We start from the raw sequence: 26,788 nt of genomic DNA, 5'->3' as shown, positions 1-26,788 counted from the left end.
CGCCGGGCGGGACCTCGGGCGGGACCTCGGGCGGGGGACCGGGGCGGGGGCTCAGGCGGCGGGGCGGAAGTGGCGCAGGCGCAGGCTGTTGCCGACCACGAAGACCGAGGAGAAGGCCATCGCGCCACCCGCGATCATCGGGTTGAGCAGGCCCAGGGCGGCCAGCGGCAGGGCCGCGACGTTGTACCCGAAGGCCCAGAACAGGTTGCCCCTGATCGTGCCCAGGGTCCGGCGGGCCAGCCGGATGGCGTCCGCGGCGGCGCGCAGGTCGCCGCGGACCAGGGTGAGGTCGCCGGCCTCGATCGCGGCGTCGGTCCCGGTGCCCATGGCGAGGCCGAGGTCGGCCTGGGCGAGCGCGGCGGCGTCGTTGACGCCGTCGCCGACCATGGCGACCGAACGGCCCTCGGACTGCAGGCGCCTGACGACGTCGACCTTGTCCTGCGGCAGCACCTCGGCGATCACCTGCTCGGGCGCGATACCGACCTCGGCCGCGACCGCCCGGGCCACCGCCAGATTGTCGCCGGTGAGCAGGATCGGCGTCAGACCGAGGGCCCGCAGACGGGTTATCGCCTCCGCGCTGGTGGGCTTGACCGCGTCGGCGACCTCCAGCACCGCGCGGGCCGCGCCGTCCCAGCCGACCGCGATGGCGGTGCGGCCGGCCTGTTCGGCGGCCGTCCTGGCCGCGGCGAGGTGCGCGGGCAGCGGCTGGGACCAGGAGGTGAGCAGCTGCTCGCGGCCGGCGAGCACCGCGTGCCCGTCCACCACGCCCTGCACGCCCAGGCCGGGGAGGTTCTCGAAGCCCTCGACGGCGGGCAGCGGGCCCGACGCGGCGGCGGCGGTGGCGATGGCGCGGGCGATGGGGTGCTCGGAGGCGTGCTCCAGGGCGCCGGCCAGGCGCAGCACCTCGGCCTCGGTGGTGTCCTCGGTGGTGTGCACGGCGAGCAGGGTCATCTGGCCGGTGGTGACGGTGCCGGTCTTGTCGAGCACGATGGTGTCCACGGCGCGGGTGGATTCGAGCACCTCGGGGCCCTTGATCAGGATGCCGAGCTGGGCGCCGCGCCCGGTGCCCACCATCAGGGCGGTCGGGGTGGCCAGGCCCAGCGCGCACGGGCAGGCGATGATCAGGACGGCGACGGCGGCGGTGAACGCGGCGGTCCAGCCCTGGCCGGTGGCGGCCCAGGCGGCGAAGGTGGCCAGGGCCAGGGCGATGACGATCGGCACGAAGACGGCCGAGATGCGGTCGGCCAGGCGCTGGGCGGCGGCCTTGCCGTTCTGCGCCTCCTCGACCAGCCGGGCCATCCGGGCGAGTTGGGTGTCGGCCCCGACCCGGGTGGCGCGCACCACCAGGCGGCCGCCCACGTTGACGGTGGCGCCGGTGACCGGGTCGCCGACGGTGACCTCCACCGGGACGGACTCGCCGGTGAGCATGGCGGCGTCCACCGCGGAGCTGCCCTGCTCGACCGTGCCGTCGGTGGCGATCTTCTCGCCGGGCCGCACCACGAACAGCTCGCCCACGGCCAGTTCGCCGATCGGGACCAGCTGCTCGCGGCCCTCCCGGAGCACGGTGACGTCCTTGCTGCCGAGTTCGAGCAGGGCCCTGAGGGCGGCGCCCGCCGTGCGCTTGGAGCGGGCCTCGAAGTAGCGGCCGGCCAGGATGAAGGCGACGACCCCGGCGGCGGCCTCGAAGTAGAGGTTGGACGAGCCGTCCGAGCGGGCCAGGCTCAGCTCGAAGCCGTGCCGCATGCCGGGCATTCCGGCACTGCCGAAGAAGAGCGCCCACACCGACCAGGCGAACGCGGCGCCGGTGCCGAGCGAGACCAGGGTGTCCATGGTCGCCGCGCCGTGCCGGGCGTTGGTGAACGCCGCCTTGTGGAACGGCCAGGCGGCGTAGGTGACCACGGGGGCCGCCAGGGTCAGCGAGAGCCACTGCCAGTTGGTGAACTGCCAGGCCGGCACCATCGCCAGCAGGATCACCGGGACGGCCAGCGTCACGGCGGTGATCAGGCGTTGGCGCAGTGGGGCGAGGTCGTCCGCGGCCTGCTCGCCGCCGGTCGCCGCTGAGGGGGTGGCGCTGGTCGCGGCGGGACGGGGCGGGGTGGCGGTGTAGCCGGTGGCCTCCACGGTGGCGATCAGGTCGGCGACCGCGACGCCCTCGTCATAGCTCACCTTGGCCTTTTCGGTGGCGTAGTTGACGCTCGCCCGGACGCCGTCCAGGCGATTGAGCTTCTTCTCGATCCGGGCGGCGCAGGAGGCGCAGGTCATGCCGCCGATCGCGAGTTCGACCTCGCTGGTGGCGGGGACGGTGGTGGTCATCGGTGCTCGCTCCTCGTTCGTGCGTTGTCCGTGCGTCCGTGCGTTGTCCGTGCGTCGCGTTGGGGCGGTCGGTTGCGGCTCGCCTCGTCCATACCCGGGTGGGGTATCCAGTAATCTTTATACCCCCGAGGGGTATCGGGCGCAAGGGGTCGAAGGGGCGCTGGGGGGTGTGCACGCGGGGTGCATGCCGCTCCGGTATCCGGTTTTATATCCGTCCAAATGAGCATAAAGTGGCCAGACGAGGGCGCACGCCAGTGCCGGATGTGACGGCTGTGACGGCCATGACGGATGTGACGGAGGCGGCCGATGGCCGACCCGAAGGGCTTCCTGACCACCCCGCGCCAGACCTGGCCCCGTCGTTCGGCCGCCGAGCGGGTCGCCGACTGGAACGAGGTCAACGAGGTCTACGCGGGGCAGCACCTGCTGCCGCTCGTCAGCCGCCAAGCCGGACGCTGCATGGACTGCGGCATCCCCTTCTGCCACGACGCCTGCCCGCTGGGCAACCTCATCCCGGACTGGAACGACCTGGCCTTCCGCGACACCTGGCAGGCCGCGGCGGAACGGCTGCTGGCGACCAACAACTTCCCCGAGTTCACCGGGCGCCTCTGTCCGGCGCCGTGCGAGAGCGCCTGTGTGCTCGCCATCGACTCCGAGCCGGTCACCATCAAGAACATCGAGGCCGCCATCGCCGAGCAGGCCTGGCGCCTGGGCTGCGAGCGACCGCTGGCCCCGCCGGGGCCCTCCGGCCGCAGCGTGGCGATCGTCGGCTCCGGACCGGCCGGCCTGGCCTGCGCCCAGCAGCTGACCCGGGCCGGACACCGGGTGGCGGTGTACGAGCGGGACGACCGGATCGGCGGACTGCTGCGCTACGGCATCCCCGGCTTCCGGCTGGAGAAGCGCCTGCTGGACCGCAGGATCGACCAACTCCGGCTGGAGGGAACCGAGTTCCATGCCGGAGTCACGGTCGGCGCCGACCTCTCGGCCGCCGAGCTGCGCGCCCGGTACGACGCCCTGGTGATCGCGGTCGGCGCCACCTGCCGGCGCGAGCTGCCGGTGCCGGGGCGTGCGTTGGACGGCGTCCACCAGGCGATGGAGTACCTGCCGCTCGCCAACCGGGTCCTGGAGGGCGACTTCGCCACCCCCGCGATCAGCGCCCGCGGCAAGCAGGTCGTCATCGTCGGCGGCGGCGACACCGCCGCCGACTGCCTGGGCACCGCCCTGCGCCAGGGCGCCCTCGGGGTCACCCAGCTCGACATCAACCCGCGCCCGGGCGAGCGCCGCACCGCCGAGCAGCCCTGGCCGGTCCACCCCAAGACCTACCGGCTGACCGCCTCGCACGAGGAGGCCCAGGCACTGGCCGGCCGCTGGGACGGCGGCCGCGACGGCGCGCGCGACGGCGCCCGGCAGGGCTGGGACGCACCGGTGGCCGACGCGGTCGACATGGCCGACGCGGTCGACGCCTTGGCAATGGCGGGGGAGGGGGCGGCGGGAGCGGACGCGCGGATCTTCTCCGCCGCCACGCTGCGCCTGGAGGGCGACCCGCAGGGCGGCGTCGCCGCGCTGCACCTGGCCGAGGCCGCACCGGCCGACCGCCGGCCGCGGCCCGGCACCCAGCAGGTGATCCCGGCCGAACTGGTGCTGATCGCACTGGGTTTCTGCGGCCCGGAGCCGGACAGCCCGCTGCTCGGCGAACTGGCCCTGGCGCTCACCCCCGAGGGCACCCTCGCACGCGACAGCCGTTTCGCCACCCGACTGGACGGCGTCTTCGTGGCGGGCGACGCGGGGCGCGGGCAGTCGCTCATCGTCTGGGCGATCGCCGAAGGCCGCGCGGCGGCTGCCGCCGTGGACACCTACCTGACCGGCGCCACCGCCTTGCCCGCGCCGATCACGCCGACGGACCGGCCGCTGGTGGTGTGAGCGCCGCGCGGCCGGTGCGGCCAGGATCGCGGGTGACCGGTATCGCGGGTGACTGGTATCGCTGACGACGGCCCTAGGGCCTGTCGTCAAACCCCCTTCTGCTCGGCGACGCCATGCACGCACTCTCGCCGCACCGGGCACAGACCCGAGTACGTCCAGTACGAGGGCCCGCGCCCGGCACGCCGAGAGCACGCACCTGACGCCGCCAAGCCGCCCTGCGGGCGAACGAAGGGGGTTTGACGACAGGCCCTAGTGCAGGAGCTCCTGCCAGTTGGCGGGGACCATGCCCGCCGGGCCCGGGGTCGGCTGGCTGGCCGGGTGGGCCGTGGGCGGGGCCAGCGGCGGGCCGTCGTAGAACTCGCCGGTCTCCAGGTTCCAGAACCACTCCTCGCCGGGTTCGAAGCTGACCAGGAACGGGTGGCCTGCCGTGCGGGCGTGCTTCGTCGCGTGCTGGGCGGGCGAGGAGTCGCAGCAGCCGATGTGGCCGCAGGCCGCGCAGCGCCGCAGGTGGAACCACCAGCCGCCACCGGCCAGGCACTCCGCGCAGCCGTCGCCGCCGGGTGCGGCGGTGGGGTCGATTCCCGGGATCGATGCGCTGGTCATGGCTGCCTCCTCGGCTGTGCGGCCCGTCCCCACCAGCCTGGCCCGGCCGCCGCGCCGCTGCCAGTCCGGCAGGCGGCGGGGTCGTGCGGACGACCGTGTGCCGACTTCGTCCTACGCTGGCTGGAGGGGGCGCGGGCACCACACCGACCACCACCCCACGGAGTCGCCATGGCCACCACGAAGTGGTTCTTCGAGCCCAGCCACACCGGCGCGGAGTTCCGTGCCAGACACATGATGGTCACCTACGTACGCGGCCAGTTGAAGAACGTGCGCGGCTTCCTGGAGGTCGACCCGGACGTCCCGGAACAGGCCCGGATCGAGGCGACGATCGATGCGTCGCAGGTGTACACCGGTGCGCCCGAGCGGGACGCGCATCTGCGCAGCGCCGACTTCTTCGACGTCGAGCACCACCCGACCTGGACCTTCGTCGGGTCGCGGGTCCACCAGGTGAGCGCGAGCGGCTTCGAGGTCACCGGCCAGCTCACCATCCGTGGCGTGACCCGTCCGGTCACCTTCGACGTGAACTACCTGGGGCAGTGGGACACCCCGTGGTGGGAGGACGGGCGTGACCTCGGCCCCCGGCGGCGCGCCGGATTCGCGGCCACCACGAGGATCAACCGCCAGGACTTCGGCGTGAGTTGGAATGACGTGGTGGACCGGGGCGGTGTGGTGGTGAGCGACCTGGTGGACGTCGAGGTCGACGTCGAGGCGGTGCTGGAGACCGTCCCCGACCTCACGGAGCAGACCACCTAGCGCTCCTGCCGGCGCACCGCCTCGGCGGTGACGGGCGTGAAGAAGTTGATCAGGTTCCCGTCGGGGTCCCGGAAGAGCAGGGAGCGGTTGCCCCAGGGCATCGTGGTCGGCTGCTGGACGAACGCGCGGTCGAGGTGCGCCAGGCGCTCGTACTCCGCGTCGACGTCGGCGACGCGGAACTCGGTGATCACCGAGCGGTTGGCGGCGGGCTCGGCGGAGCCGGCGCCGAACAGGGCCACGGTGCGCTCGCTCGCGATCGCCAGGGTGCAGGACGGTGTGACGAGCTCGGCGAAGTCGGGGGTCGCCCAGCGCGCCGGGACGGTGGTGACCTCCTCGTAGAACCCCACCAGGCGGGCGACGTCGTGGGTGATGATGCGGATCGAGACGAAGTTCATCAGAGGCTTCCTGACCAGGGGGATCCGTGCAATTCACGCCGGAGGTCGGCGCGCCTCGAACGCTACGACCGATACCGGACAGGATCCGCCCGGTATCTGCGGCAGACTTTCCCGCGTGACCACATCGACCGCCCGGGTGCTCGCTCTGCTGGAGATCCTGCAGGCGGGCGGCCTGCGTACCGTCCCCGACCTGGCCGCCCGCCTCGGCGTCGACGAGCGCACGGTGCGCCGGTACGTCGGCCACCTGCTGGACCTCGGCGTGCCCGTCGACTCGGTGCGCGGCCGCCACGGGGGCTACCGGCTTGCCCCCGGCTATCGGATGCCGCCGCTGATGCTGACCGACGAGGAGGCGCTGGCCGTGCTGCTCGGCCTGCTGGCCGGGCGCCGGGCCGGGTTGGCCGCCGCATCCGCCGCGGCGGGCGAGAGCGCCGCGGCGAAGCTGCGCCGGGTGCTGCCCGAGCCCCTGGCCCGGCGGCTGGACGCGCTGCTGGAGACGGTGGACTTCACCGCGCGGCCGCACCCGGGCGTCGCCCCGCAGGCCCGGGTGCTGCTCGAACTGGCCGAGGCCGCGCGCGATCAGCGGCCGGTGGAGATCGGCTACACCGACCGGCAGGGCCGCGACAGCGTCCGCGTGGTCCGGCCCTACGGTCTGGTGGCGCACACCGGGCGGTGGTACCTGACCGGTGCCGACCCGGGGAGCGGGGAGCTGCGCAACTTCAGGCTCGACCGGATCACCGCCATGGCCGTGCAGCCCGGCTCGTTCGAGGTCCCTGCCGGGTTCGACCCGGTGGCCGCGGTGCTGGACGGTCTCGCGCGCACGCCCTGGCAGCACGAGGTGTCGCTGCGGGTCCGTGCCGACCTCGCGCACCTGCGCACCCAGCTGCCGGCCGGCCTCGCCACCCTGACCCCGGTGGCCGAGGGGGAGGCCGGGTGGGTCCAGGTCCGGCTGCGGGCCGAGCGGCTGGACTGGATCCCGCCGCTGCTCGCCGCGCTGGACCGTCCGTTCGTCATCGAGCACCCCGCCGCCCTGCGCGACCTGGTACGCGCGCTGGCCCGCCGCCTCGACGAGTACGCCACCGGCGGTCCCAGCACCAGCTAGTGCCGCGTCAGGCAACCTTCGCCCCGTCGCGAAGTTGCCTGACGCGGCACTAGTCGAGGACGCGCGACACCGGCAGCGAAAAGGGCGTCCGCCGGGGCGGACGCCCATGCCTCACCGGCTGACCGAACAACCCGGCGAACCTCCTGGGTCACGGCACCGGTCAGCGGCTCGGGTCCAGCAGGAGCTTGCCGAAGGTGCGACGGGCGCGCAGGTCGGTGTGGGCGCGGGCTGCCTCGGTCAGCGGGTAGACGCCGCCGACCTGCGGCTTGAGGCGGCCGTCGGCGGTCATCGCGAACAGCTCGGCCATCGGCTCGCGGAACATGCCGGGGCGCCCGATGCAGTGCATCAGCCAGAAGCCGACCACCGCCCGGGAGCGGCCCATCAGCGCCGCCGCCGTCACCGGGGTGGGCGCCACCCGCGAGGCCATGCCGTAGCTGACCAGCCGGCCGAACGGGGCGAGCGCCGCGAGCGAGGCGTCGAAGACCGGGCCGCCGGTCATCTCCAGGACGATGTCGACCTTGGCGCCGCCGTTCGCCTCGATCAGCGCCTCCTTGAGGCCCGCCCCGTCGGCGGGGGCCTCGATCGCGACGTCGGCACCCAGCTCCAGCGCCAGCTCCCGCTTCTCCTCGGAGGAGGCGGTGGCGATCACCAGCCCCGCGCCGAACTCCTTGGCGAGCTGGACGGCCAGCGACCCGGTCCCACCGGCGGCGGCGTGCACCACCACCGACTCGCCCGGCGCGATCCGCGCCGAGGTCCGCAGCAGGTGCCAGGCCGTGAGCCCCTGCACCACCAGCGCCAGCGCCTGCCCGTCGGTGACCTCCTCGGGCACGTCGTGGGCCGTCGCCTGGGCCACCAGCGTCCGCTGCGCGTATCCGCCGCCGTCGGTGATCGCGACCACCCGCCGGCCCTCGGCGGTGCGCCCGACCACCTCGGCGCCGGGCACCATCGGCAGCGTGCTCCTGGACAGGTAGGAGTCCTCGACGGCATGCGTGTCCGCGTAGTTCACCCCGGCCGCCGAGACCTCCAGCAGCAACTGCCCCGGCTGCGCCTCGGGCTCCGGCAGGTCGACGACCTGCAGGACCTCGGGGCCGCCGAACTCGGTGATCTGGATCGCGCGCACTCGCACTCCTTACTCGCGGGTAGCTCCTCGCCGCTCAGCCAACACCGCCGGGGCCCGCTTGTCCAGAGCTAAGCAAGCGCTTATTCACTGGCTCTGTCGAGACCGGCGCCGGGGGCGAGAAGGGTTCTGGTCGGACCGGTGGTGCCGCCGTTCCCGTCAGCCGCGGCGCTGGGCGTTGCGTCCTGCGGGTGCGAGAGATCGTAGGCGTGATCGCGAGGGAATCCGTCGAGCTGGGCCAGGCCTTCCTGGAGGGCGTCGATCGCGGTCGGCCCTGGGGCCCGCCCGCCTGCGCCCCCCAATGGTGGCACCTGGTGTTCGGGCCGGTGTCGGCGTCGTCTCCCGGTGGAAGAAGGAGGGGATGCCCGGTGTAACCGAGGAAGTGACAGGGATCGTCCGGCGCGGGCTGCGCGATCCGGCCGTGGTGCAGACGGTGCGCGCGACGGTGGCGGCGACGCTCGCCTATGTCGTCGCGCTGCAGGTGAGCAGCGAGCCGGCGCCGCTGACCGCGCCGCTGACCGCCCTGCTCGTCGTGCAGGTCACCCTGTACGCCACGCTCACCACCGGCGTGCGACGGGTGAACTCGGTCGTGGTGGGCGTGGTGATCGCCATCGGGTTCAGCTCGGTGATGGGGCTGAGCTGGTGGAGCCTGGGGCTGATCATCCTGGCCGCGCTGACCATCGGGCGCTTCGTGCGGGTCGACGAGTTCGTCAACGAGGTCGCGATCAGCGCGATGCTGGTGCTCGGGGTGACCAGGCTGGCCTCGCAGGCCTGGGACCGGGTGCTGGAGACGCTGGTCGGGGCGGTGGTGGGGCTGCTCTTCAACCTGGTGTTCGCCCCGCCGGTGTGGGTGGACACGGCCGGCGAGTCGATCGAGGACCTGGCCCGCCGCGCCCGCCACCTGCTGCTGCGGATCGGCGAGGAGCTCGGCGAGCCGATCCCGGTCGCGCGCGCCGCCGAGCGGCTGCACGAGGCCCGCCGGCTCGACCAGGCGATCGCGGACGTGGACGCGGCGCTGCGCCAGGCCGAGGACAGCCTGCGGCTGAACCCGCGGATCACCGAGGGCCGGCTCTCGCGGATGGTGCTGCGCACCGGGCTGGACACCCTGGAGATCTGCGTGGTCGTGGTCCGGGTGCTGGCCCGCTCGCTGACCGACCTGGCCAAGCGTCGCGAGCCCGGCGAACGGCTCTTCCCGACCGAGGTGGCGGTGGAGCTGGAGGAGCTGCTGGAGCACATCGGCAGCGCCCTGGTGAGCTTCGCGGTGCTGGTGACCACGCAGGTCAGCAGTGACGCGCAGCAGGCCGAGAGCCGGCTGGCCGAGGAGCTGGCCGCGGCCTGGACCAGCCGGGACCGGGTCGCCCAGCTGCTGCTGCGGCGGGTCCAGGAACACCCCATGGCCTGGCAGCTGCACGGCTCGCTGCTGGCCGAGGTCGACCGGATCCTCGACGAGCTGGACCTGGACCACCGCTCGCGGCGCCTGATGGAGGAGCTGGACCGGGCCTCGGCGGCCGACCGCGAGCGGTTCTCCCGGTTCGGCCGGCTGCGTCGGCTGATCCGCGGCGAGCGGGTGGGGCGGGACGGGCGGTCACGGCGCCGCCGTGAGAAGGCGAAGCGGTCCGGCGACGAGCGGGTCAGCCGCGTTTGACCGCCACGCCGCCGTACATCGCGATGTCCTGGTCGCGCACCGGGGTGGCGTCCGGGTCCGGCCGCCACTGGTGGACCAGGGTGACGCCGGGGTCGAGCAGCTCGTAGCCGTCGAAGAAGGCGGTCGCCGCCGCCTTGTCCCGGACCTGGAGCGGGATGCCGCGTGCGTTGTACTCGCGGCTCACGCCGCCCACGCCCGCCGGGTCGGTGTCCCCGGTGAAGACGGTCAGCGCCAGGAAGCTGCCCGGGGCGAGCTGGTCCATGAGCCGGCGCACGATGCCCTGCGGGTCGTCCCGGTCGAGCACGAAGTGCACGATCGCGATCAACGACAGCGCCACCGGGCGGCTCAGGTCCAGCACCTCGCGCAGCCGCGGGGAGCCGATGATCGAGTCGACGTCGCGCAGGTCGGCGTCCAGGTAGCAGGTCCGGCCCTGCGGGGTGCTGGACATCAGGGCCCGGGCGTGGGTCAGCACGATCGGGTCGTTGTCGACGTAGGCGACCCGCGCCTCGGGGGCGATGGCCTGGGCGACCTCGTGCACATTGGGCGAGGTGGGGATGCCGGTGCCGATGTCCAGGAACTGGCGGACCCCGTACTGCTCGGTCAGGTGGCGCACCGCGCGCTGCATGAAGGTGCGGGTGGTCCGCATCGAGACGGGCAGCGCCGGCCAGGCCGCGACCGAGGCGTGGGCGGCCACCCGGTCCGCCTCGAAGTTGGTCTTGCCGCCGATGAGGTAGTCGTAGACCCGGGCCGAATGCGGGACCTCCATCCGCAGGTCGACGGCCGGCAGGTCGTCGTCCTGCGGCTTGCGCCTCATCCAGTCCGTCTCTGACATCCTCGGCCTCTTCTCGTGGTCGTCGCCGTTGCGGGACCCGGCGGCGTTCCGGGACAGAGTAACGGTCGTTCCGGCCTGCCGTGGCATGAAGATGAAAGATCGTCATGTTCGTTCGTCGCCTCCGATTCATCTGCCGTACAGGGAAGTTGTCCAGCCAAGTTCCTTGCCGCTGCACGACCTTTCTCGGTAGTCCCCAGCCTCGAAGAAAGGTCCCCGCATGTCCCCGATCTCCCGCCGCGCCCTGCTCGGTTCGGCCGCCGCCATCGGTGCGGGCAGTGCGCTCGGTGTACTCCCCGGGTCGGTGCGCCGAGCGATGGCCGCGAGCACCGGGAGCGGTTCGCTCTCCTCGGTCAAGCACGTCGTGATCCTGATGCAGGAGAACCGGTCCTTCGACCACTACTACGGCACCCTGTCCGGGGTGCGCGGCTACGGCGACACCTCGCTGCTGCGCTTCCCGAAGAGCTCCAACGTCTGGAACCAGAACACCAAGGGCTCGGCCGGCGGCGGCAGCATCCTGCTGCCCTGGCACCTGAACACCGCGCTCACCGACGCCCAGCAGGTGGAGGACCTTGACCACTCGTGGAGCGGCACCCACGGTGCCTGGAACGGTGGCCTGAACAACAACTGGATCCCGGAGAAGTCCGGGTACACCATGGGCTACTACACCCGCGCCGACCTGCCGTACCACTACGCGCTGGCCGATGCCTTCACCATCTGCGACCAGTACTTCTGTTCCGTCCAGGGCCCCACCAACCCGAACCGGCTCTACCAGTGGACCGGCATGGTCGACCCGGCCGGCACCGGCGGCGGTCCGGTCACCGACAACAGCGAGGCCGGCTACTCCTGGACCACCTACCCCGAGATGCTGCAGGACGCCGGCGTCTCCTGGCGGGTCTACCAGGAGGCCGACAACTACGACGACAACCCGTTGGCCTGGTTCGACCAGTTCAAGAACGCCTCGACCAGCGACCCGCTGTACGTCAACGGCATGGCCCGGGTGGCCGACATCGCCGGTGCGATCAGCTCGGACATCGCGGCCGGCACCTTCCCGACCGTCTCGTGGGTGGTCGCGCCGACCGCGCAGTGCGAGCACCCGGCCAACCGCCCGGCCGACGGCGCCGACTTCGTCAACGGCGTGCTGGCGGCCATCGCGGGCGACCAGGCCACCTGGGACTCGACCGTGGTCTTCTACAACTTCGACGAGAACGACGGCTTCTTCGACCACGTCGCCCCGCCCACCGCGCCCTCCGGCACCACGGACGAGTACATCAGCGGCCTGCCGATCGGCATGGGCCCGCGGGTGCCGATGACGGTGATCTCGCCCTGGTCCACCGGCGGCCGGGTCTGCTCGCAGACCTTCGACCACACCTCGCCGCTGCGCTTCGCCGAGCTGGTCACCGGGGTGCGGTGCGGCAACATCTCCGACTGGCGGCGCTCGGTCAGCGGCGACCTCACCAGCGCGTTCAACTTCGGCGTCAGCCCGGTCGCCTTCCCGGCCAACCTGCCGAACACCGCCGCGCTGGTCACCGCCGCGAACAACGAGGAGAAGCTGCCCGCGCCGACGGTGCCCACCGCGGGTGCGCTGCCCGCCCAGGAGTCCGGGGACCGGCCCGCGCAGGCGCTCGGCTACGTCTTCGACACCACCTCCTGGACCGACACCGCGACCGGCCGGATCTGGTTCAAGACGGTCTCCGGCGGCCCGCTCGCCGGCGCCTTCACCGCCTACACCGTCAACGACCGGACCTACGCCGCCTGGCCCTACACCTGCGCGGCCGGCGGCTCCATCTCCGACTACTTCTCCGCCAAGACCTATGGCGGGGGCGCCTACGACATCGACCTGCACGGCCCCGACGGCTACCTGCGCGGCTTCCAGGGCAATGTGCTGACCTGGTCGAACAGCGGCAAGGCGCACCCCGAGGCGGCCGTGGTGGACGGGAAGGACGGCGCCACCCTGACCCTGACGCTGACCAACGCGGGCTCCGTCGCCGCGGTCTTCACCATCAACGCCAACGCCGCCTACCTGGCCGCCGGCGGCTCCGCGACGCAGGTGACCGTCGCGGCGGGCGGCTCGGCGACCCGCACCCTGAACGCCACCGCGGCGGGCCGCTACGACTACACGGTCACCGCCAACACCGGCGACGGCTTCGCCCGCCGCTTCGCCGGTCGCCTGTACGCGCAGTAGTCGCCGCCCCGCGGTCGATCACCGCCCGTGAGCCGGCCGGGACTTCGCCCCCGGCCGGCCCACGGTTCGCCCATCTTCCCTGTTGAAGAGGGGTTTGCGTGACAACCTGTTCGTCTAAAGTACTCAGGTCAGATCGCGACACCAGGTGACCTGCGAAGGAAAACGGATATGCCGACTGAGACGTTCGAGTTTCAGGTGGAAGCACGCCAGCTTCTGCAGATGATGATCCACTCGATCTACTCGAACAAGGACGTGTTCCTGCGTGAACTCGTCTCCAACTCCTCCGACGCGCTCGACAAGCTGCGGTTGGAGGCCCTGCGGGACGGCGCGCTCGACGCGGACGTGTCCGATCTGCACATCGAGATCGAGGCCGACAAGCAGGACCGGACGCTGACCGTGCGGGACAACGGCATCGGCATGTCGCACGATGAGGTGGTCCAGCTCATCGGCACGATCGCCAACTCCGGTACCGCGAAGTTCCTCAAGGAGCTCAAGGAGGCCGAGAACGCCGCCACCGCCGAGGGCCTGATCGGGCAGTTCGGCGTCGGCTTCTACTCCAGCTTCATGGTGGCCGACGAGGTCACGCTGGTGACCCGGCGCGCGGGCGAGGGCCAGGGCACCCGCTGGTCGTCGACCGGCGAGGGCACCTACACCGTCGAGACCGTCGAGGACGCCCCGCAGGGCACCTCGGTCACCCTGCGGCTCAAGCCGGAGGACACCGAGGACAAGCTCTACGACTACACCTCGCCGTGGAAGATCCGCGAACTCGTCAAGCGCTACTCGGACTTCATCACCTGGCCGATCCGGATGGCCGTGGAGCCGGTGGCGCCCGCCGCCGCCGCCGACGCGGACAGGGACGAGGCGACCGACGAGGCGCAGGCCCCGAGCGAGCCCGAGACGCTGAACTCGATGAAGGCCCTGTGGGCGCGCTCGCGCGACGAGGTCACCGACGACGAGTACCACGAGCTGTACAAGCACATCAGCCACGACTGGAACGACCCGCTGGAGGTCATCCGGCTCCAGGCCGAGGGCACCTTCGAGTACCAGGCGCTGCTGTTCATCCCGGCGCACGCGCCGCAGGACCTGTTCATGCAGGGCTACCAGCGCGGCATCCAGCTCTATGTGAAGCGTGTCTTCATCATGGACGACTGCGAGGCGCTGATGCCGCCCTACCTGCGCTTCGTCAAGGGCGTGGTGGACGCGCAGGACCTGTCGCTCAACGTCTCGCGCGAGATCCTGCAGCAGGACCGGCAGATCCAGCTGATGCACCGCCGCCTGGCGAAGAAGGTGCTCTCCACGGTCAAGGACCTGATGTCCGCGCACCCCGAGCGCTACGCCACCTTCTGGCAGGAGTTCGGCCGGGTCGTCAAGGAGGGGCTGCTCAGCGACTTCGACAACCGTGACGCGATCCTTGGCGTCTCCTCCTTCGCCACCACGCACGTCGCCGCCGGTGAGGACGGCAAGGAGCAGCCGACCACGCTGGCGCAGTACGTCGAGCGGATGAAGGAGGGGCAGGAGCACATCTTCTACCTCACCGGCGAGTCCCGGCAGGCCATCGAGAACTCCCCGCACATGGAGGCGTTCCGGGCCAAGGGCATCGAGGTGCTGCTGCTCACCGACCCGGTCGACGAGGTCTGGGTCGACGCGGTGCCCGCCTTCGACGGCAAGCAGTTCCGCTCGGTGGCCAAGGGTGAGGTCGACCTCGGCACCGAGGAGGAGAAGAAGGAGGCCGAGACCGAGCGCGGCAAGCAGCAGGAGGAGTACGCGGGCCTGCTCTCCTGGATGTCGCAGCAGCTGGGCGACACGGTCAAGGAGGTGCGGCTCTCCTCGCGCCTGACCGTCTCGCCCGCCTGCATCGTCTCGGACGCGGGGGACGTGACGCCGGCGCTGGCGAACATGTACCGCGCGATGGGGCAGCCGCTTCCCGAGACCAAGCGCATCCTCGAACTCAACCCGACGCACGCGCTGGTCAGCGGCCTGAACCGGGCGCACACCGGTCGCGCGGAGGGGGCCGAGGACGCCGCTCTGGCCGAGGCGGCCGAACTCGTCTACGGCATGGCCCTGCTGGCCGAGGGCGGCGAGCTGAGCGACCCGTCGCGGTTCGTCAAGCTGATGGCCGACCGCCTGGAGCGCACGCTCTAGTCGCACGGCCGACGTCGGGCGTCGGATGTGGGCCACGGTTGCGCGAGGGCGCGGCCGTGGCCCACGCGCGTTCCCGCTGCGTCGGCCCCGGTGTCGGCCCCGGCCGCTCAGACCCAGTCGCGGCGCTTGAAGGTCACGTAGAGCAGCACCGAGAGCACGATCATGATCAGGGTGGAGGCCCAGAAGCCGGCCTGGGTGCCGAAGCCCGGGTAGGGCACGTTCTGGCCGTAGAAGCCGGTGACGGCGGTGGGCACGGCGATGATCGCGGCCCAGCTGGTGACCTTCTTCATGATCATGTTCATCCGGTTGCCCTGCACGGTCAGGTTGGTCTCCATCACCGTGGTGACCAGGTCGCGCAGGGACTCGGTCCACTCGGTGGCGCGCAGCACGTGGTCGTAGACGTCCTGGTAGTACGGCATCAGCTGGTCGTTGACCACATGGACGTCGCGGCGCAGCAGCGAGTTGACCACCTCGCGCATCGGCAGCACCACGCGGCGCAGCTTGACCAGGCTCTTGCGCAGCTCGTAGGAGGTGCGCTGGACCTCCTGGATCTGCTCGGCGCCGTCCTCGAAGAGGAGGTCCTCCAGGTTCTCGATCCGCTCGTCCAGCGCCTGGACGGCCTTGAAGTGGCTGTCGACCAGGTAGTCGAGCAGCCCGTGCACCAGGAAGCCCACCCCGTGTTCGGCCAGGTCCGGGGCGTTGTCCCAGCGCTCGACGACGTGGTCCATGTCGCAGTGCCGGCCCTTGCGGATGGTGATCAGGGCGTTGGGGGTGATGAAGGCGGCGACCTCGCCGACGCTGAAGGCGGCGGTGTCGGGGTCCAGGCTGACCGCGTAGGCGGAGAGGAAGAGGTGGGTGCGGTACCGGTCGAGCTTGGGGCGCTGGTGCTCGTTGCGGGCGTCCTCGACGGCGAGGGCGTGCAGGCCGAACTCCTCGATGATCGTGTCGAAGTCGGCGGATTCCGGGTCGTGTACGTCCAGCCAGACCGTGGAGTCGGGGTCCCCTATGTAGTCGGAGATCTCCTCGGCGGGAAAGTCCTCCAGTTTCAGGGTGCCGTTGCGGTACAGCCGGGTGCGCATCATGGCGGACACCCTAGCCCGGCTGCCGACACCGCCCACATCGGCATCGGGGGAAGGGACTTGCGGTGCGATTCGTGTTACGAACTGATGATCCATAAGATGCGCCCTGTGACGATCACCAAACGACGATGGCCGGCCCGTCCGGCCGCCCTGCTGACAGCCCTGCTGACGGTGGCCTTCTCGGTGCTGGGCGGCGATCTGCCCGCACAGGCCGACGACCCGACGCCCGCCACCAGTGCGCCGACCACCACCGAAGCACCCAAGGTCGACCTGATCCTCGACGTCAGCGGCTCCATGGCGACCGCCGACATCGAGGGCAGGAGCCGGATCTCGGTGGCCCAGCAGTCCATCGACGAGGTGATCGACGCACTGCCGCCCGAGGCCGAGTTCGGCATCCGCACCCTGGGCGCCACCTACCCGGTGAGCGACAAGACGGACGGCTGCAAGGACACCAAGGTCCTCTACCCGGTCGGGAAGACCGACAAGGTCGAGGCCAAGACCGCCGTCGCCACTCTGCGCCCCACCGGCTGGACCCCGATCGGCCTGGCCCTGCAGGGCGCGGCCCAGGACCTGGGCACCGGGCAGGCCACCCGCCGCGTGGTGCTGATCACCGACGGCGAGGACGACTGCGCCCCGCCGGACCCGTGCGACGTGGCCCGCCAGCTGGCCGCCCAGGGCACCCACCTGGTGGTGGACACGCTGGGCCTGGCCCATGACGACCAGGTCCGCCAGCAACTGCTCTGCATCGCCAACGCCACCGGCGGCACCTACACCGACGTGCACACCCAGCAGCAGCTCAGCCAGCGGGTGCAGCAGTTGGTCAAGAAGTCGGACACCAGCTACCGGGCGACGCCCGCCGAGATCACGGGCTCCGACAGCTGCGCCGGCGCGCCGCTGCTCACCCCCGGCGTCTACGCCGACCGCGAGAAGTTCTCCGAGCACCGCTACTACCGGGTCTCGGTCAAGCCGGGCCAGGAGCTGCGCGCCTCGGTGAGCGTCACCCCCGACCGTGCGGTGGCACGCGACTACGGCGTGCTGTTGCAGGCCGCCGACGCCTCCGGGCAGGAGCTGGTGCGCGGTTCGGACGCGGGCAGCGGGCGTACCGACGTGGCCTCCACCGGGGTGCGCTGGTCCGCCGCCGACTCGCCTTCGGCCGGCGCCACCGCGACGCCGACCGGTGCGGTGAGCGGGACGGCGGCGGACGGGACCGTGAGCCAGATCGTCTGCCTGACGGTCAGCAACTCCTTTGCCGGGCAGCCGGGTGTGCAGACCGATCCCGGTCTGCCGGTCGAGCTGACGGTGGACGTCGTCAAGGCCTCGCCCGCACCGGCCGGCCCGGCGCTGGGCCTGGGCCGGGGCTGGATCATGCTGCTGGTGCTCACCGGAGCCGGGCTGGTCACCGGCCTGCTCTGGGGCTGGATCGCCCGGTGGCGGATCTCTGTCTGGCGGGAGAACTGACGATGCGTGGCACCCCTTTGACCGTCCTGTCCGTCGGCGCGGCAGCCCTGGCGCTCGGCGTGCTCGGCGCACCCGCGGCCCAGGCGGCCTCGCCCTCGGCGCAGCCCTCCTCCTCCTCCTCCTCCTCCTCGGCGAGCGGCGCGGCGCCGGTGACCACCTCCGGCACTTCCTTCCTGACCGCCACCACGCTGGCCCCGGGGCAGTCGGCCCAGGTCGCCGCCTCCACCGGCGACTACCTGTACTGGGCGTTCGCCGCCTCGGCCGGCCAGACCGACACCGTCAAGGTCGACGTCACCCTGCCGCCGTCCGCCCAGCGGCACGGCACGCAGACCTGGACGGTGGACGTCTTCGACGGCCTGCGCCGCCGCCAGGCCTGCACCGCCGGCCCGCAGAGCGGCACCGCCGACCAGAACACCGGCGCGGTCTCGATGAGCTGCACCCTGCGGCAGATCCGCTCCTGGGCCGAGCCCTGGTCGGGCGACCCGCTGCCGGGCACCTACTACGTCCGGCTCTCCGTCACCGACGTGCAGCAGCCTGACCTCGGGCTGGCCGCGCAGGTGAACCTCCAGGTCGGCTCGGCGGGCGGGGCCGACGACGCCCAGCCCGAAGGCGGCGACCTGAAGGCACCGCTGGTGCCGCCGGTCAACCCCGGCGCGACCGCCGCCCCCGGCGCCGTGAGCGCACCGAGCCCGACACCCGCGGCCACCGCCGCCGCCACGCCCGGCGGCGCCCTGGTCGCGGCGCCCACCGCACCGAAGAGTCACTGGTACTCCGGACTCTTCTCCGGCTGGAACACCCGCTGGTTCTGGACCCTGGGCGGCGCCGCCCTCGCCTCCCTGGCCGGCGTCGGCGGCTACACCCTCACCCGCCACCCCCGCGGCCGCCGCCCCTGGCCGCCGCGCCCGCCCCGCTCCCAGGGCGACTTCTCCTGATCTGCCCCGCCCCCACCCCCGGGCCCGGCGCGCCACGGCGCACCGGGGCCGGGGGTTTTGCGTGGGCGGGGTCGTCGTGGGCGGGGTCTTTCGTGGGCGGGGTCGTCGTGGGCGGGGTCAGAGCTCCGTGGTGTCCAGCTCCAGCTCGAAGGGCGCCGGTAGCAGCACCGGTGTGCCGAAGGGGTGCGGGCCCTCGGCGTGCGTGTAGCCGAGCCGCCCGCCCGGCTGCGAGTACAGGGTGCAGGTCCGCTCCTGGCGGTCCACCAGCAGGTAGAGCGGCGGCCGATCTGTTCGCGGATCAGGTCGGCGGCGTTCTCGTGCGCCCAGGACGGCGAGTTGAGGGTGATGGCTCCCTCGATGATCTCGGCGCGGTCTGCGGCGATGTGCTGGATGGCGTACTTGAGGGTGCGTTCGGAGTCGGTGACGCTGCTGTAGTCCTGGGGGAGGGTCACGCGAGCCCACCGTAGTGGAACGTGGTGTCCGATTGCCGCCAGGAGTGTTGGCGGTCGTGGGCGAGGCGCCGGGCAGCGGTGCGGATCAGTCGGGAACGATCATTTGTGGTCGGAACCGATTGCCAACCGACTTGCGCGGCGGGTTCCGGGCTTCCGCTGGCGGAAAAGTATCTTGCCCACCCGTCACGCCCGGTGAAAGTTTTGCCACGATCGGTAATGATCGTGGGCGTCGGTTCCGCGACGCCACTGACCTATGAGGCGACAGGGTTGACGGAGAATCAGCATCTGGCGAAGGTCTACAGCGACCGCGCTTACCTGCACACCACCACCGTGCGGCACCAGGGCAGCACGGTGGCGTTCGCGATGGACGAGCGGCGGCGGATCGTCTACACGGTCCTGGACCTGTCGCAGCACGACGAGGCGCGCGGGGAGGCGGACGCGGCCTACTGGTCGGAGAATCCGCTGCCGTTGCGGTTCCCGGGCGAGCTGGCCCGGGTGGGTTATGCGGTGGCGGGTGCGGTGCGGCTTCCCTCGGTCAAGCGCGGTGGGCGCATCGAGGCGGACGCGGCGGAACGGCTGGAGGAGGACGAGCTCGACCCGTTCCTGTCCAGCACGGCGCGGCTGGGCGCGGCCGCGCCGTTCCAGGTGGTCTCCGACGGCACCCACGTGTACGTGCTGCGCCAGTCGATCCGTGCCGATGACGCGGACGCGGTCTTCCGGCTGGCCGACGGCACCGGATCGTCGGGCGATGCGGCGCGCACCGACTACCTCACCCGTGGCGGCGGGGGCAGGGCCGCGGTGGTCGACGCGACCCTGCTGTGCGACCGGTTCGTGCTGGTCGGCGGTGAGTTGAAGCCGGTGCTGGAGGTCCGCTACCGGCGCAGCCGGCACAAGGGCCGCCCGGACTCCGCGAAGGACAGCCTGGGCACCCGGGACATGGAGGGGCGGGCCTTCCACGAGCCGACCCAGGAACTGTCCTTCGTCCGCAGCCTCTCCGGCGGCCGGTTCACCGCCCTGCTGGTGCCCACCGCCGTGCAGGGCCGCGAGCGCTGGCAGTTCTTCGCGCACAACGACGCCACCGGCCGCATCGACGGCTTCAGCGTGGAGCGCAGCCGCGACGGGCTCTTCAACACCCAGGGCTCGCAGGCCTGGACCAGCCCGGACGAGCGCTACCGCGACGCCGTCTACGAATCCGCGCCCGGTACCTGCCCGTTCACCGGCCGGCCGCTGGTGCCGGTGGTGAGCGAGAGCGGCCATGCCGAGACGGCGCTGCGCTTCGACGGCGTCGACGACGTGGCCGAGCTGTCGGGCTCCGCCCTCCAACTGGCCGATTCCGACTTCACGGTGGAGTTCTGGGCCCGGCGCACCGCGACCGGCGGCCGGGAGGACTTCCTGGTCGGCCACGGTGCCGCCGCCGGCGCCAGGCTGCGCAGCCTGCACATCGGCTTCCGCTCGGACGACACCTTCGCCTTCGCCTTCTACGCCGATGACCTGAACGTCGCCCAGCGCACCACCGACACCGACTGGCACCACTGGGCATGTGTCTTCGTCCGCGAGACCCGCCAGCAGATCGTCTACCGCGACGGCGTCGAAGTCGGCCGCCGCACCACCGACATGCCCTATGCCGGCCTCGGCCCGCTGACCCTCGGGCGCGCGCTCGGCTCGTTCGGCCGCGCCGAGTTGGACGAGGTCCGGATCTGGAACCGTCCCCGCAGCGGTGCGGAGATCGCCGTCGACCGCGGCCGCCGCCTGATCGGCAACGAGCCCGGGCTGGCCGTCTACTACCGCTTCGACGAGGGCTCCGGCGACACGCTGTTCGACCAGACGGACAACGCCCGCAACGCCACCCTGCGCGGGGGACCGGCCTGGATCACCTCCCAGGCCCCGATCGGGGAGAACCCCGGGGTGCGCCGTGACAGCTTCGCCTTCACCGGCCGTCGCGTGGTCTCCGGCCTGTCCGCCGTGCTGCACCACCAGCAGGAGGCCGCACCGGCCGGGTACGACGGCGCGGCCAAGCCCGTCAAGCGCCAGGCCCGGGTGCTGCTCGCCTGCGCCACCAGCGGCCCCGACCCGGTGACCGGCAAGGCCACCGACGACGCCTACCTCGCCACCCTCGACCTGGGCGTCGGACGGGACGGCCGACTGGCCGAGATCCCGGACCAGTTGCCGCTACCGGTGCTCGCCGCCCCTGAGTCGAGCGGCACCGTGGACGCGGTCGGCGACCTGGACGCCCAGGTGGCCCAGCTGGTCCAGGACGTCGCGACCACAGAGGCGGAGATCGCCCGCCTGCAGCAGGAGACCGTCGAGATCCCGGAGTTGGAGCGCCGGCGCGCCGCCCTGGTCGCCGGCCGGGACGACGATGTCACCCTGTGGCGCTACCGGCTGCGCTTCAAACTGCCCAAGGACGGCAAGGACCAGTACCTCGCGGTGGAGAGTGACCGCAGGGACGCGAAGGCCCCGCTGGTGCGCACCACCAACCGGACGGCCGCCTCCACGCTGTGGACCTTCGAGCCCACCGGAACCAGCCTCAACGGCATCACCTGCTACTTCCTGCGCAACGTCAACTCCGGCCAGGACATGAACGTCTACGGCGGTAAGACGGACAACGACACCCCGGTGATCCAGTACCACCGCGAGGCCGACAACGACGCCACCCACTTCGCGCTGGACAACTGGAACGGCCGTAGCCTGGTGGTTCGCCGCAGCGGCAAGGTGGTCTGCGCCCGGGACGGCCAGGGTGACCGCATCGTGCAGTACGACTACTGGACGGTGAACGCTTCAGGCGAGGGCATCGTCGTCCTGGAACGCGATGGCGCCTCCAGCAGGCAGGGAAGCGGTGCCGACCAGCGGAGCCAGCAGATCCTGGAGATCGACAACCAACTGCTCACCCTCTCCACCAAGCAGGAGGCACTCGGCCGCTACCGCCGCGACCTGCCGGCCCGCCAGGCCCAGTTGGCCGCCAAGCGCGAGGAGCTGGGCCGGCTCACCGGCGGGGTGCGCGGCTCCGACGACATCGCCCTGCCGATGCCGCAGCTCGCCGTGGACCGCACCGGCCTCAGCAGCTCCGGCGCGCTGCTCGCCTTCGCCCGCGGCACCGACCGGCCGTTCCTGCTGGACAGCGCCACCGGCAGCGTGGTGCTCTACTTCCGCGGTGCCAACGGTCAGTTCTTCGCCGGCTACTACGACACCCAGGTGCTGCGCTCCAGCCGGCAACTGGCCGCCGGCGGCAAGGCGGTGGCCTTCACCGCCCGTGACGCGGGCATCGAGCTGGCGACGGCCGAGATCGGCATCGAGACCGGGGACAACCCCGCGCAGGTCAAGCTGACCATCCGTCAGGGCGGGCAGCTGGAGCAGTGGTCCCACCTGCCGCGCCGGGCCGAGGACTTCGCCGCCGTGGTCAACGGCGCCGCCGAGCAGCCCGTGCCGATCGGCACCGTGCTGCGGATCGACGGCGACACCGTGCAGTTCACCGAGGGCACCCTCGCCCCGCTCGCCGGCCCGGGCTTCGTCACCGTCGGCGGCCACGGCTTCCGCTTCGAGGGCAGCCACCCCTCGAGTGCCAAGTCGCTACGCCTGGGCGCGGGTGCGGACCTGACCCTGCTGAAGCCGGGCATGAGCGTGCAACGCGTGCGCTACGACCAGCGCTGGGCCACCTCCTCCGAGCCCGGCGTGACGCTGTCGGCCGGTTCCCGGCTGGTCACGGTCGATCCCGGCGGCCTGGCCGAGATCCCCGTCGGCATCGCGGACGGCCTGCTGCGCGGCCACGGCGGCCGCTGGCGCGCCGACATGCCGGGCCGCGCCTACGCCTTCGACGGCCAGGGACGGTTCCTGGCCCTGCCCGCCGAGCAGTTGCCGCGGGTCGCCACCCCCGGGGACCTCACCGTGGAGGCCTGGGTCAACCCCGAGCGGGTCGAAGGCCCGGTGCGGCTGGTGCACGCCAACGCGGGCGACAGCCCGTACGGCCTGGGCCTGCTCGGCAGCCCCGCCGCCAGCGCGCTGGCCTACGACGGGGTGAGCGCCGTCGCCGCGGTGCCCGGCGCCTTCGGCTTCGGCGAGGGCGACTTCAGCATCGAGTTCTGGGCCCGCCGCACCGCCGTCGACGACCGCAACCACTACGTGCTCGGCCACAGCGGCGACCAGGGCCGCGACAGCGAGACCCTGCACATCGGCTTCCGCTCGAACGGCAAGTTCACCTTCGCCTTCTACAGCGACGACCTGGACACCACCCAGCGCTTCGGCGACACCCAGTGGCACCACTGGGCCTGCGTCTTCGAGCGCGGAACCAGCCAGCAGGTGATCTACCGCGACGGGCAGGAGATCGCCCGCCGCACCGCCAAGGCCCCCTACCGGGGCCAGGGCAAGCTCTCCCTGGCCCAGGTGCCCTGCTGGCCGCGCGAGTTCGCCTCCGTCCAGGTCGACGAGGTCCGGCTCTGGTCCACCGCGCGCGGCGGCGACGACGTGCGCGCCGCCATGAAGCGCCGGCTGACCGGTGCCGAGGCCGGGCTGCTCGGCTACTGGGTCCACTCCGCCCCGGCCCCCGGCGCCCAGCCCGTGCTGAGCGACCGCTCGGCCAACAAGCGGCACGCCGAACTGCGCGGCAAGCCGGGCCCGGTGGCCGCGGTGTCGCCGATCGAGGGCGGCCGCTACTGGGCGGTGGCAACCGTGGGGGAGCGGCGGGTGGTCAGCCGGGAGACCTTCCCGCTGCGCGAGTGGAGTCACTTCGCCGCGGCCTACCAGCAGTCCTGGGCCGTCCGGTTGGACGCCGGGGCCTACCTGGAGGTCGCCGACGACGACGCCCTGGACATCGCCGACGACCTGACGCTGGAGGTCTACGCCCGGCTCGACCGGCTCGGCGAGACCCAGGGCCTGCTCTCCAAGGGCCGGACGGCCGACGGCGCGGGCGGCAGCGTTCCGTACCGGCTGGCCGTCCTGCCGGACGGCCGCCTGGAGTTCGCCTTCGAGGAGCCCGAGGGCCGCGCCGTGCGCTTCACCTCCACCGAGGGCGTCAAGGCCGGCACCTTCCACCGGATCGCGGTGGTCCGCAAGAGCGGACGCTCGATGCAGGAGCAGAAGGGCACCCGCCAGATCACCGCCGCCGGGGCCGACGGCAAGCCGGTCACCCAGAGCGTGGAGCTGGTCGAGTCGGTCGCCGTCCGCGAGTGGCAGGACATCCGCTTCCACCTCGACGGCCGGGAGATCGGCACCGCCCGCTACGAGGGCCCCGGCCCGCGCGGCAACGACGCGCCGCTCGAACTCGGCCGCGCCCGCGAGGGCTCCCTGGTGCAGCAACTGACCGGTGTGCTCGCCGAGGTGCGGATCTGGGGCGCCGCCCGCGACGCCGCCCAGCTCGGCACCGCCGTCACCGCCCGCGACCGGGGCCTGACCGCGCGCTGGCGCTTCGAGGAGAACGCCGGCAGCACGGCCGCCGACGCCACCGGCTCGCACCCCGCCAAGCTGCGCGGCGCCCGCTGGGTGCGCAACCCCGACCCGCGCGGCAGCGTCTTCCGCCTCTACCGCAACGGCGTCGCGATCGCCTGCGACCCGGCCGACGCCCCGGGCACCCCCGACAGCGCCGCCCTCGCCGACCCGGGCGACGCCCAGCTCACCCTGGGCGCGGTGCTCAAGGGTGGCAAGGCCGCCGAGTCCTTCAACGGCGTCCTGGAGGAGGTGCGGATCTGGCGCACCGCCCGCACCCACGAGCAACTGCTGGACAACCTCTTCACCCGGCTCAAGGGCGAGAAGGAGGACCTGATCGCCTACTGGCCCTTCGACCGCGACTCCACCGAGCCCGACGTCGCCCAGGTCCGCGACGACGGACTGCGCGGCAACCACCTGCGCCTGGGCCCGGAGGCGACCCGCCCGCGCACCGTCCTGTCCAGCGCGCCGGTCTCCACCGACACCGCCCAGGTCCGCTCGGCCCTGGCCGGCATGCGCACCCCTTTCCACGAGACCATCGCCGCGGCCCCGGCGGTCGCCGAGTACGCCGACATGCAGTACGGCGCCCGCGGCGAGGCGTTCGGCGTCCTCAAGCGCGCCTACAGCTACCTGCGTGACGGGCGCTGGCACCTGGTCACCGGCTACAAGGTCGGCGAGCTGGTCAGCGAGTGGGTCAGCCAGATCCAGTTCGACCCGCAGCTCGTCGGCTACGTGGAGGGCGCCCCGCCCGTCCCCTCGGAGAACCTCACCGCCGGACTCACCGACCCGGCCGGCGACACCTTCGAAGGCGCCTCCACCGTCCAACTCACCGAGGCCGAGCAGGTGGTGCGCTCGCTCTCCTCGGCCAAGGAGCGCAGCGTGGACGCCGCCTTCGGCTTCGCGCTCTCCAACGAGGTCGACGTCGACGTCTGGATGATCACCGCCCCGCTCGGCTTCGGCATCGCCAAGGCCATCGCCAAGGGCGGTGTCTCCGCGAGCGTGCGCGGCAACCTGGAGTTCTCCAACAGCTGGGCCGAGGAGACCTCCGTCTCCCAGGGCGAGAACACCGCCCGCACCACCAAGGTCTCCCTCACCGGCCACTGGGAGGACCCGGGCCGACTCCTCAACCCCGCCACCGGACGCCGCTACGTCCCGGCCAACACCGGCTTCGCCGTCGTGCAGTCGCAGACCGCCGACGTCTTCGCGCTGCGCCTGGCGCACAGCGGAGCGCTCGTCGCCTACCGCATCCAGCCCAACCCGGACATCCCCAAGGACTGGAACGTCATCCCGTTCCCGATCAACCCCCGCTACACCAAGCAGGGCACCCTGGACGGCACCGTCGGCTTCGACCAGCGCGGCAAGGTCGCCGACCCCGACTACCAGGGCGCCCGCGACCGCGGCGAGTACAGCTACTTCAAGCCCCGCGAGGCGTACGCGCTCAAGCGCCGCATCCAGCGCGACCAGCAGCGCCTGCACAGCTACTACGACACCGTCTCCACCGAGACCCATGCCCCCGACCCCACCGCGCAGCGGGCCGGCCGGGTACTCGGCGGTGCGATCGGGACCGACGCCGCACCCGCCCAGCAGCGGGAGACCGCGGACAGCGCCACCGGCCAGGGCTTCTCCCGCCGCGACCTGGTCAACACCTACGTCTGGACGGCCGCCGGCGGGTTCTTCGCCGAGACCACCGAGACCACCGACGTGGTCAGCGAGACCACCTCGGGCTCGTACTCCCTGTCCGGCTCGGTCGCCACCTCGATCGGCACCTCCTTCCAGATCGCCGGCATCGGCATCGGCGCCCAGCTGGACGCCTCGGTCGGCGGCGGCATGACCGCCACCCGGGCCCGCGGCAAGGAGGCCACCCGCTCGTTCGGACTGAACGTCGAAGTCGCCCCCGCCACCAACCTCCAGCGCTACGACCAGGACCGCAAACCCGTCTTCGACCAGGACGGACAACCCGTCAAGGTCCCCGGCAAGGTCGACGCCTACCGCTTCCTCAGCTTCTACCTCGGGGAGGACAGCGAGCACTTCGACACCTTCTTCCACAAGGTCGTCGACCCGCAGTGGCTCGCCAACGGCAACGACCCCAACGCGGCCGCCCTGCGCCAGGCCCGCCAGGCCGACCGTAAGCCCCCGTGCTGGCGCGTGCTGCACCGCGTCACCTTCGTCAGCCGGGTGCTGCCCGACGTCCCGCCGGCCGGCGCGCCGCCGCTGGAGAAGGCCATGCGGCAGATCGACGTGGAGAGCAACTACGAACTCATCCGCCGCCTCGACCCGTACGTGAAGGGCGCCGCCACCAGCCTGCCCGAGCTGGCCGAGGCCACCCGCTCCGTCCTCGCCGCCCAACTGCCCGACCTGCTCCCGCACGCAGCCGACGTGACCGGCTTCCTCGCCCAGTACTACGGCGTGGACGCCTGACCACCCGGTGGGGCGGCGTCCGGGCACTCCACCCGC

The 26,788-nt window shown here is 72.3% G+C and carries 15 protein-coding genes and 1 pseudogene; 9 read left to right on the top strand and 7 right to left on the bottom strand.

The genetic code is table 11. The features are described 5' to 3' along the window. Positions 1 to 51 precede the first annotated feature (51 nt). Entirely contained in the window at positions 52 to 2,313 is a 2,262-nt protein-coding gene (locus tag ACFZB9_RS34650; protein ID WP_391453853.1) for a heavy metal translocating P-type ATPase, read from the bottom strand. 306 nt (positions 2,314 to 2,619) lie between these two features. On the opposite strand from ACFZB9_RS34650, the gene ACFZB9_RS34645 reads away from it, so the two are divergent. After that, a complete protein-coding gene (locus tag ACFZB9_RS34645) occupies positions 2,620 to 4,230 on the top strand; it encodes a glutamate synthase subunit beta (protein WP_391453852.1) in 1,611 nt (536 codons plus the stop codon). 249 nt (positions 4,231 to 4,479) lie between these two features. On the opposite strand, the gene ACFZB9_RS34640 is transcribed toward ACFZB9_RS34645, so the two are convergent. Beyond that, complete coding sequence (locus ACFZB9_RS34640) at positions 4,480 to 4,833, bottom strand: UBP-type zinc finger domain-containing protein (protein ID WP_391453851.1); 354 nt, start codon at positions 4,831 to 4,833, stop codon at positions 4,480 to 4,482. A 168-nt stretch (positions 4,834 to 5,001) separates the two neighbouring features. On the opposite strand from ACFZB9_RS34640, the gene ACFZB9_RS34635 reads away from it, so the two are divergent. Next, positions 5,002 to 5,586, top strand: coding sequence for a YceI family protein (locus ACFZB9_RS34635; RefSeq protein ID WP_391453850.1), 585 nt, complete (start codon positions 5,002 to 5,004; stop codon positions 5,584 to 5,586). Here the strand turns inward: ACFZB9_RS34635 and ACFZB9_RS34630 are convergent. Beyond that, positions 5,583 to 5,981: a VOC family protein gene (locus ACFZB9_RS34630; RefSeq protein ID WP_391453849.1), complete on the bottom strand. Its 399-nt coding sequence runs from the start codon at positions 5,979 to 5,981 to the stop codon at positions 5,583 to 5,585. The two genes, ACFZB9_RS34635 and ACFZB9_RS34630, sit on opposite strands and share 4 nt — an antisense overlap. Before the next feature lie 115 nt (positions 5,982 to 6,096). Here ACFZB9_RS34630 and ACFZB9_RS34625 point away from each other — a divergent pair, with 115 nt between their 5' ends. Beyond that, the gene (locus ACFZB9_RS34625) at positions 6,097 to 7,080 is read left to right on the top strand and encodes a helix-turn-helix transcriptional regulator (protein ID WP_391453848.1); all 984 of its coding nucleotides are present in this window, start codon (positions 6,097 to 6,099) and stop codon (positions 7,078 to 7,080) included. A 160-nt stretch (positions 7,081 to 7,240) separates the two neighbouring features. Here the strand turns inward: ACFZB9_RS34625 and ACFZB9_RS34620 are convergent, their stop codons facing one another. Beyond that, on the bottom strand, positions 7,241 to 8,200 hold the full coding sequence (locus ACFZB9_RS34620; protein ID WP_391453847.1) for a zinc-binding alcohol dehydrogenase family protein: 960 nt from the start codon (positions 8,198 to 8,200) through the stop codon (positions 7,241 to 7,243). A gap of 358 nt (positions 8,201 to 8,558) precedes the next feature. Between ACFZB9_RS34620 and ACFZB9_RS34615 the strand changes: the two genes are divergently transcribed. Further along, positions 8,559 to 9,842 (top strand): aromatic acid exporter family protein, encoded by a 1,284-nt coding sequence (locus tag ACFZB9_RS34615; RefSeq protein WP_391453845.1) that lies wholly within the window; start codon positions 8,559 to 8,561, stop codon positions 9,840 to 9,842. Here ACFZB9_RS34615 and ACFZB9_RS34610 read toward each other — a convergent pair. Next, entirely contained in the window at positions 9,829 to 10,674 is an 846-nt protein-coding gene (locus tag ACFZB9_RS34610; protein WP_391453844.1) for an SAM-dependent methyltransferase, read from the bottom strand. The two genes, ACFZB9_RS34615 and ACFZB9_RS34610, sit on opposite strands and share 14 nt — an antisense overlap. A 217-nt stretch (positions 10,675 to 10,891) precedes the next feature. Here ACFZB9_RS34610 and ACFZB9_RS34605 point away from each other — a divergent pair, with 217 nt between their 5' ends. Next, complete coding sequence (locus tag ACFZB9_RS34605; protein ID WP_391453842.1) at positions 10,892 to 12,856, top strand: phosphocholine-specific phospholipase C; 1,965 nt, start codon at positions 10,892 to 10,894, stop codon at positions 12,854 to 12,856. 168 nt (positions 12,857 to 13,024) lie between these two features. After that, the gene (gene htpG, locus ACFZB9_RS34600) at positions 13,025 to 14,998 is read left to right on the top strand and encodes a molecular chaperone HtpG (protein ID WP_391453840.1); all 1,974 of its coding nucleotides are present in this window, start codon (positions 13,025 to 13,027) and stop codon (positions 14,996 to 14,998) included. Between the two features lie 107 nt (positions 14,999 to 15,105). Here htpG and ACFZB9_RS34595 read toward each other — a convergent pair whose 3' ends face one another. Further along, positions 15,106 to 16,080 (bottom strand): magnesium transporter CorA family protein, encoded by a 975-nt coding sequence (locus ACFZB9_RS34595; protein WP_391453839.1) that lies wholly within the window; start codon positions 16,078 to 16,080, stop codon positions 15,106 to 15,108. Between the two features lie 96 nt (positions 16,081 to 16,176). Here ACFZB9_RS34595 and ACFZB9_RS34590 point away from each other — a divergent pair, with 96 nt between their 5' ends. Together ACFZB9_RS34590 and ACFZB9_RS34585 are read left to right on the top strand one after the other, a co-directional pair. Further along, on the top strand, positions 16,177 to 17,535 hold the full coding sequence (locus tag ACFZB9_RS34590; RefSeq protein ID WP_391453837.1) for a VWA domain-containing protein: 1,359 nt from the start codon (positions 16,177 to 16,179) through the stop codon (positions 17,533 to 17,535). 2 nt (positions 17,536 to 17,537) lie between these two features. Further along, a complete protein-coding gene (locus ACFZB9_RS34585; protein WP_391453835.1) occupies positions 17,538 to 18,467 on the top strand; it encodes a peptidase in 930 nt (309 codons plus the stop codon). A gap of 117 nt (positions 18,468 to 18,584) precedes the next feature. Here ACFZB9_RS34585 and ACFZB9_RS34580 read toward each other — a convergent pair. Further along, a pseudogene (locus tag ACFZB9_RS34580) lies at positions 18,585 to 18,919 on the bottom strand (hypothetical protein). 267 nt (positions 18,920 to 19,186) lie between these two features. Here ACFZB9_RS34580 and ACFZB9_RS34575 point away from each other — a divergent pair. Beyond that, on the top strand, positions 19,187 to 26,752 hold the full coding sequence (locus ACFZB9_RS34575) for a LamG-like jellyroll fold domain-containing protein (RefSeq protein ID WP_391453833.1): 7,566 nt from the start codon (positions 19,187 to 19,189) through the stop codon (positions 26,750 to 26,752). Positions 26,753 to 26,788 lie beyond the last annotated feature (36 nt).

Origin of the sequence: Kitasatospora sp. NPDC008050, assembly GCF_042957465.1 — a bacterium.
Classification (GTDB): Bacteria; Actinomycetota; Actinomycetes; order Streptomycetales; family Streptomycetaceae; genus Kitasatospora.
This window is presented reverse-complemented; position numbering and strand designations above follow the sequence as displayed.

Excerpts from the sequence above, each read along its gene's own strand:
- ACFZB9_RS34650 (WP_391453853.1), bottom strand. The coding sequence starts at position 2,313 with ATGACCACCACCGTCCCCGCCACCAGCGAGGTCGAACTCGCGATCGGC.
- ACFZB9_RS34645 (WP_391453852.1), top strand. The coding sequence starts at position 2,620 with ATGGCCGACCCGAAGGGCTTCCTGACCACCCCGCGCCAGACCTGGCCC.
- ACFZB9_RS34640 (WP_391453851.1), bottom strand. The coding sequence starts at position 4,833 with ATGACCAGCGCATCGATCCCGGGAATCGACCCCACCGCCGCACCCGGC.
- ACFZB9_RS34635 (WP_391453850.1), top strand. The coding sequence starts at position 5,002 with ATGGCCACCACGAAGTGGTTCTTCGAGCCCAGCCACACCGGCGCGGAG.
- ACFZB9_RS34630 (WP_391453849.1), bottom strand. The coding sequence starts at position 5,981 with ATGAACTTCGTCTCGATCCGCATCATCACCCACGACGTCGCCCGCCTG.
- ACFZB9_RS34615 (WP_391453845.1), top strand. The coding sequence starts at position 8,559 with ATGCCCGGTGTAACCGAGGAAGTGACAGGGATCGTCCGGCGCGGGCTG.
- ACFZB9_RS34610 (WP_391453844.1), bottom strand. The coding sequence starts at position 10,674 with ATGTCAGAGACGGACTGGATGAGGCGCAAGCCGCAGGACGACGACCTG.
- ACFZB9_RS34605 (WP_391453842.1), top strand. The coding sequence starts at position 10,892 with ATGTCCCCGATCTCCCGCCGCGCCCTGCTCGGTTCGGCCGCCGCCATC.
- htpG (WP_391453840.1), top strand. The coding sequence starts at position 13,025 with ATGCCGACTGAGACGTTCGAGTTTCAGGTGGAAGCACGCCAGCTTCTG.
- ACFZB9_RS34595 (WP_391453839.1), bottom strand. The coding sequence starts at position 16,080 with ATGATGCGCACCCGGCTGTACCGCAACGGCACCCTGAAACTGGAGGAC.
- ACFZB9_RS34590 (WP_391453837.1), top strand. The coding sequence starts at position 16,177 with ATGCGCCCTGTGACGATCACCAAACGACGATGGCCGGCCCGTCCGGCC.
- ACFZB9_RS34585 (WP_391453835.1), top strand. The coding sequence starts at position 17,538 with ATGCGTGGCACCCCTTTGACCGTCCTGTCCGTCGGCGCGGCAGCCCTG.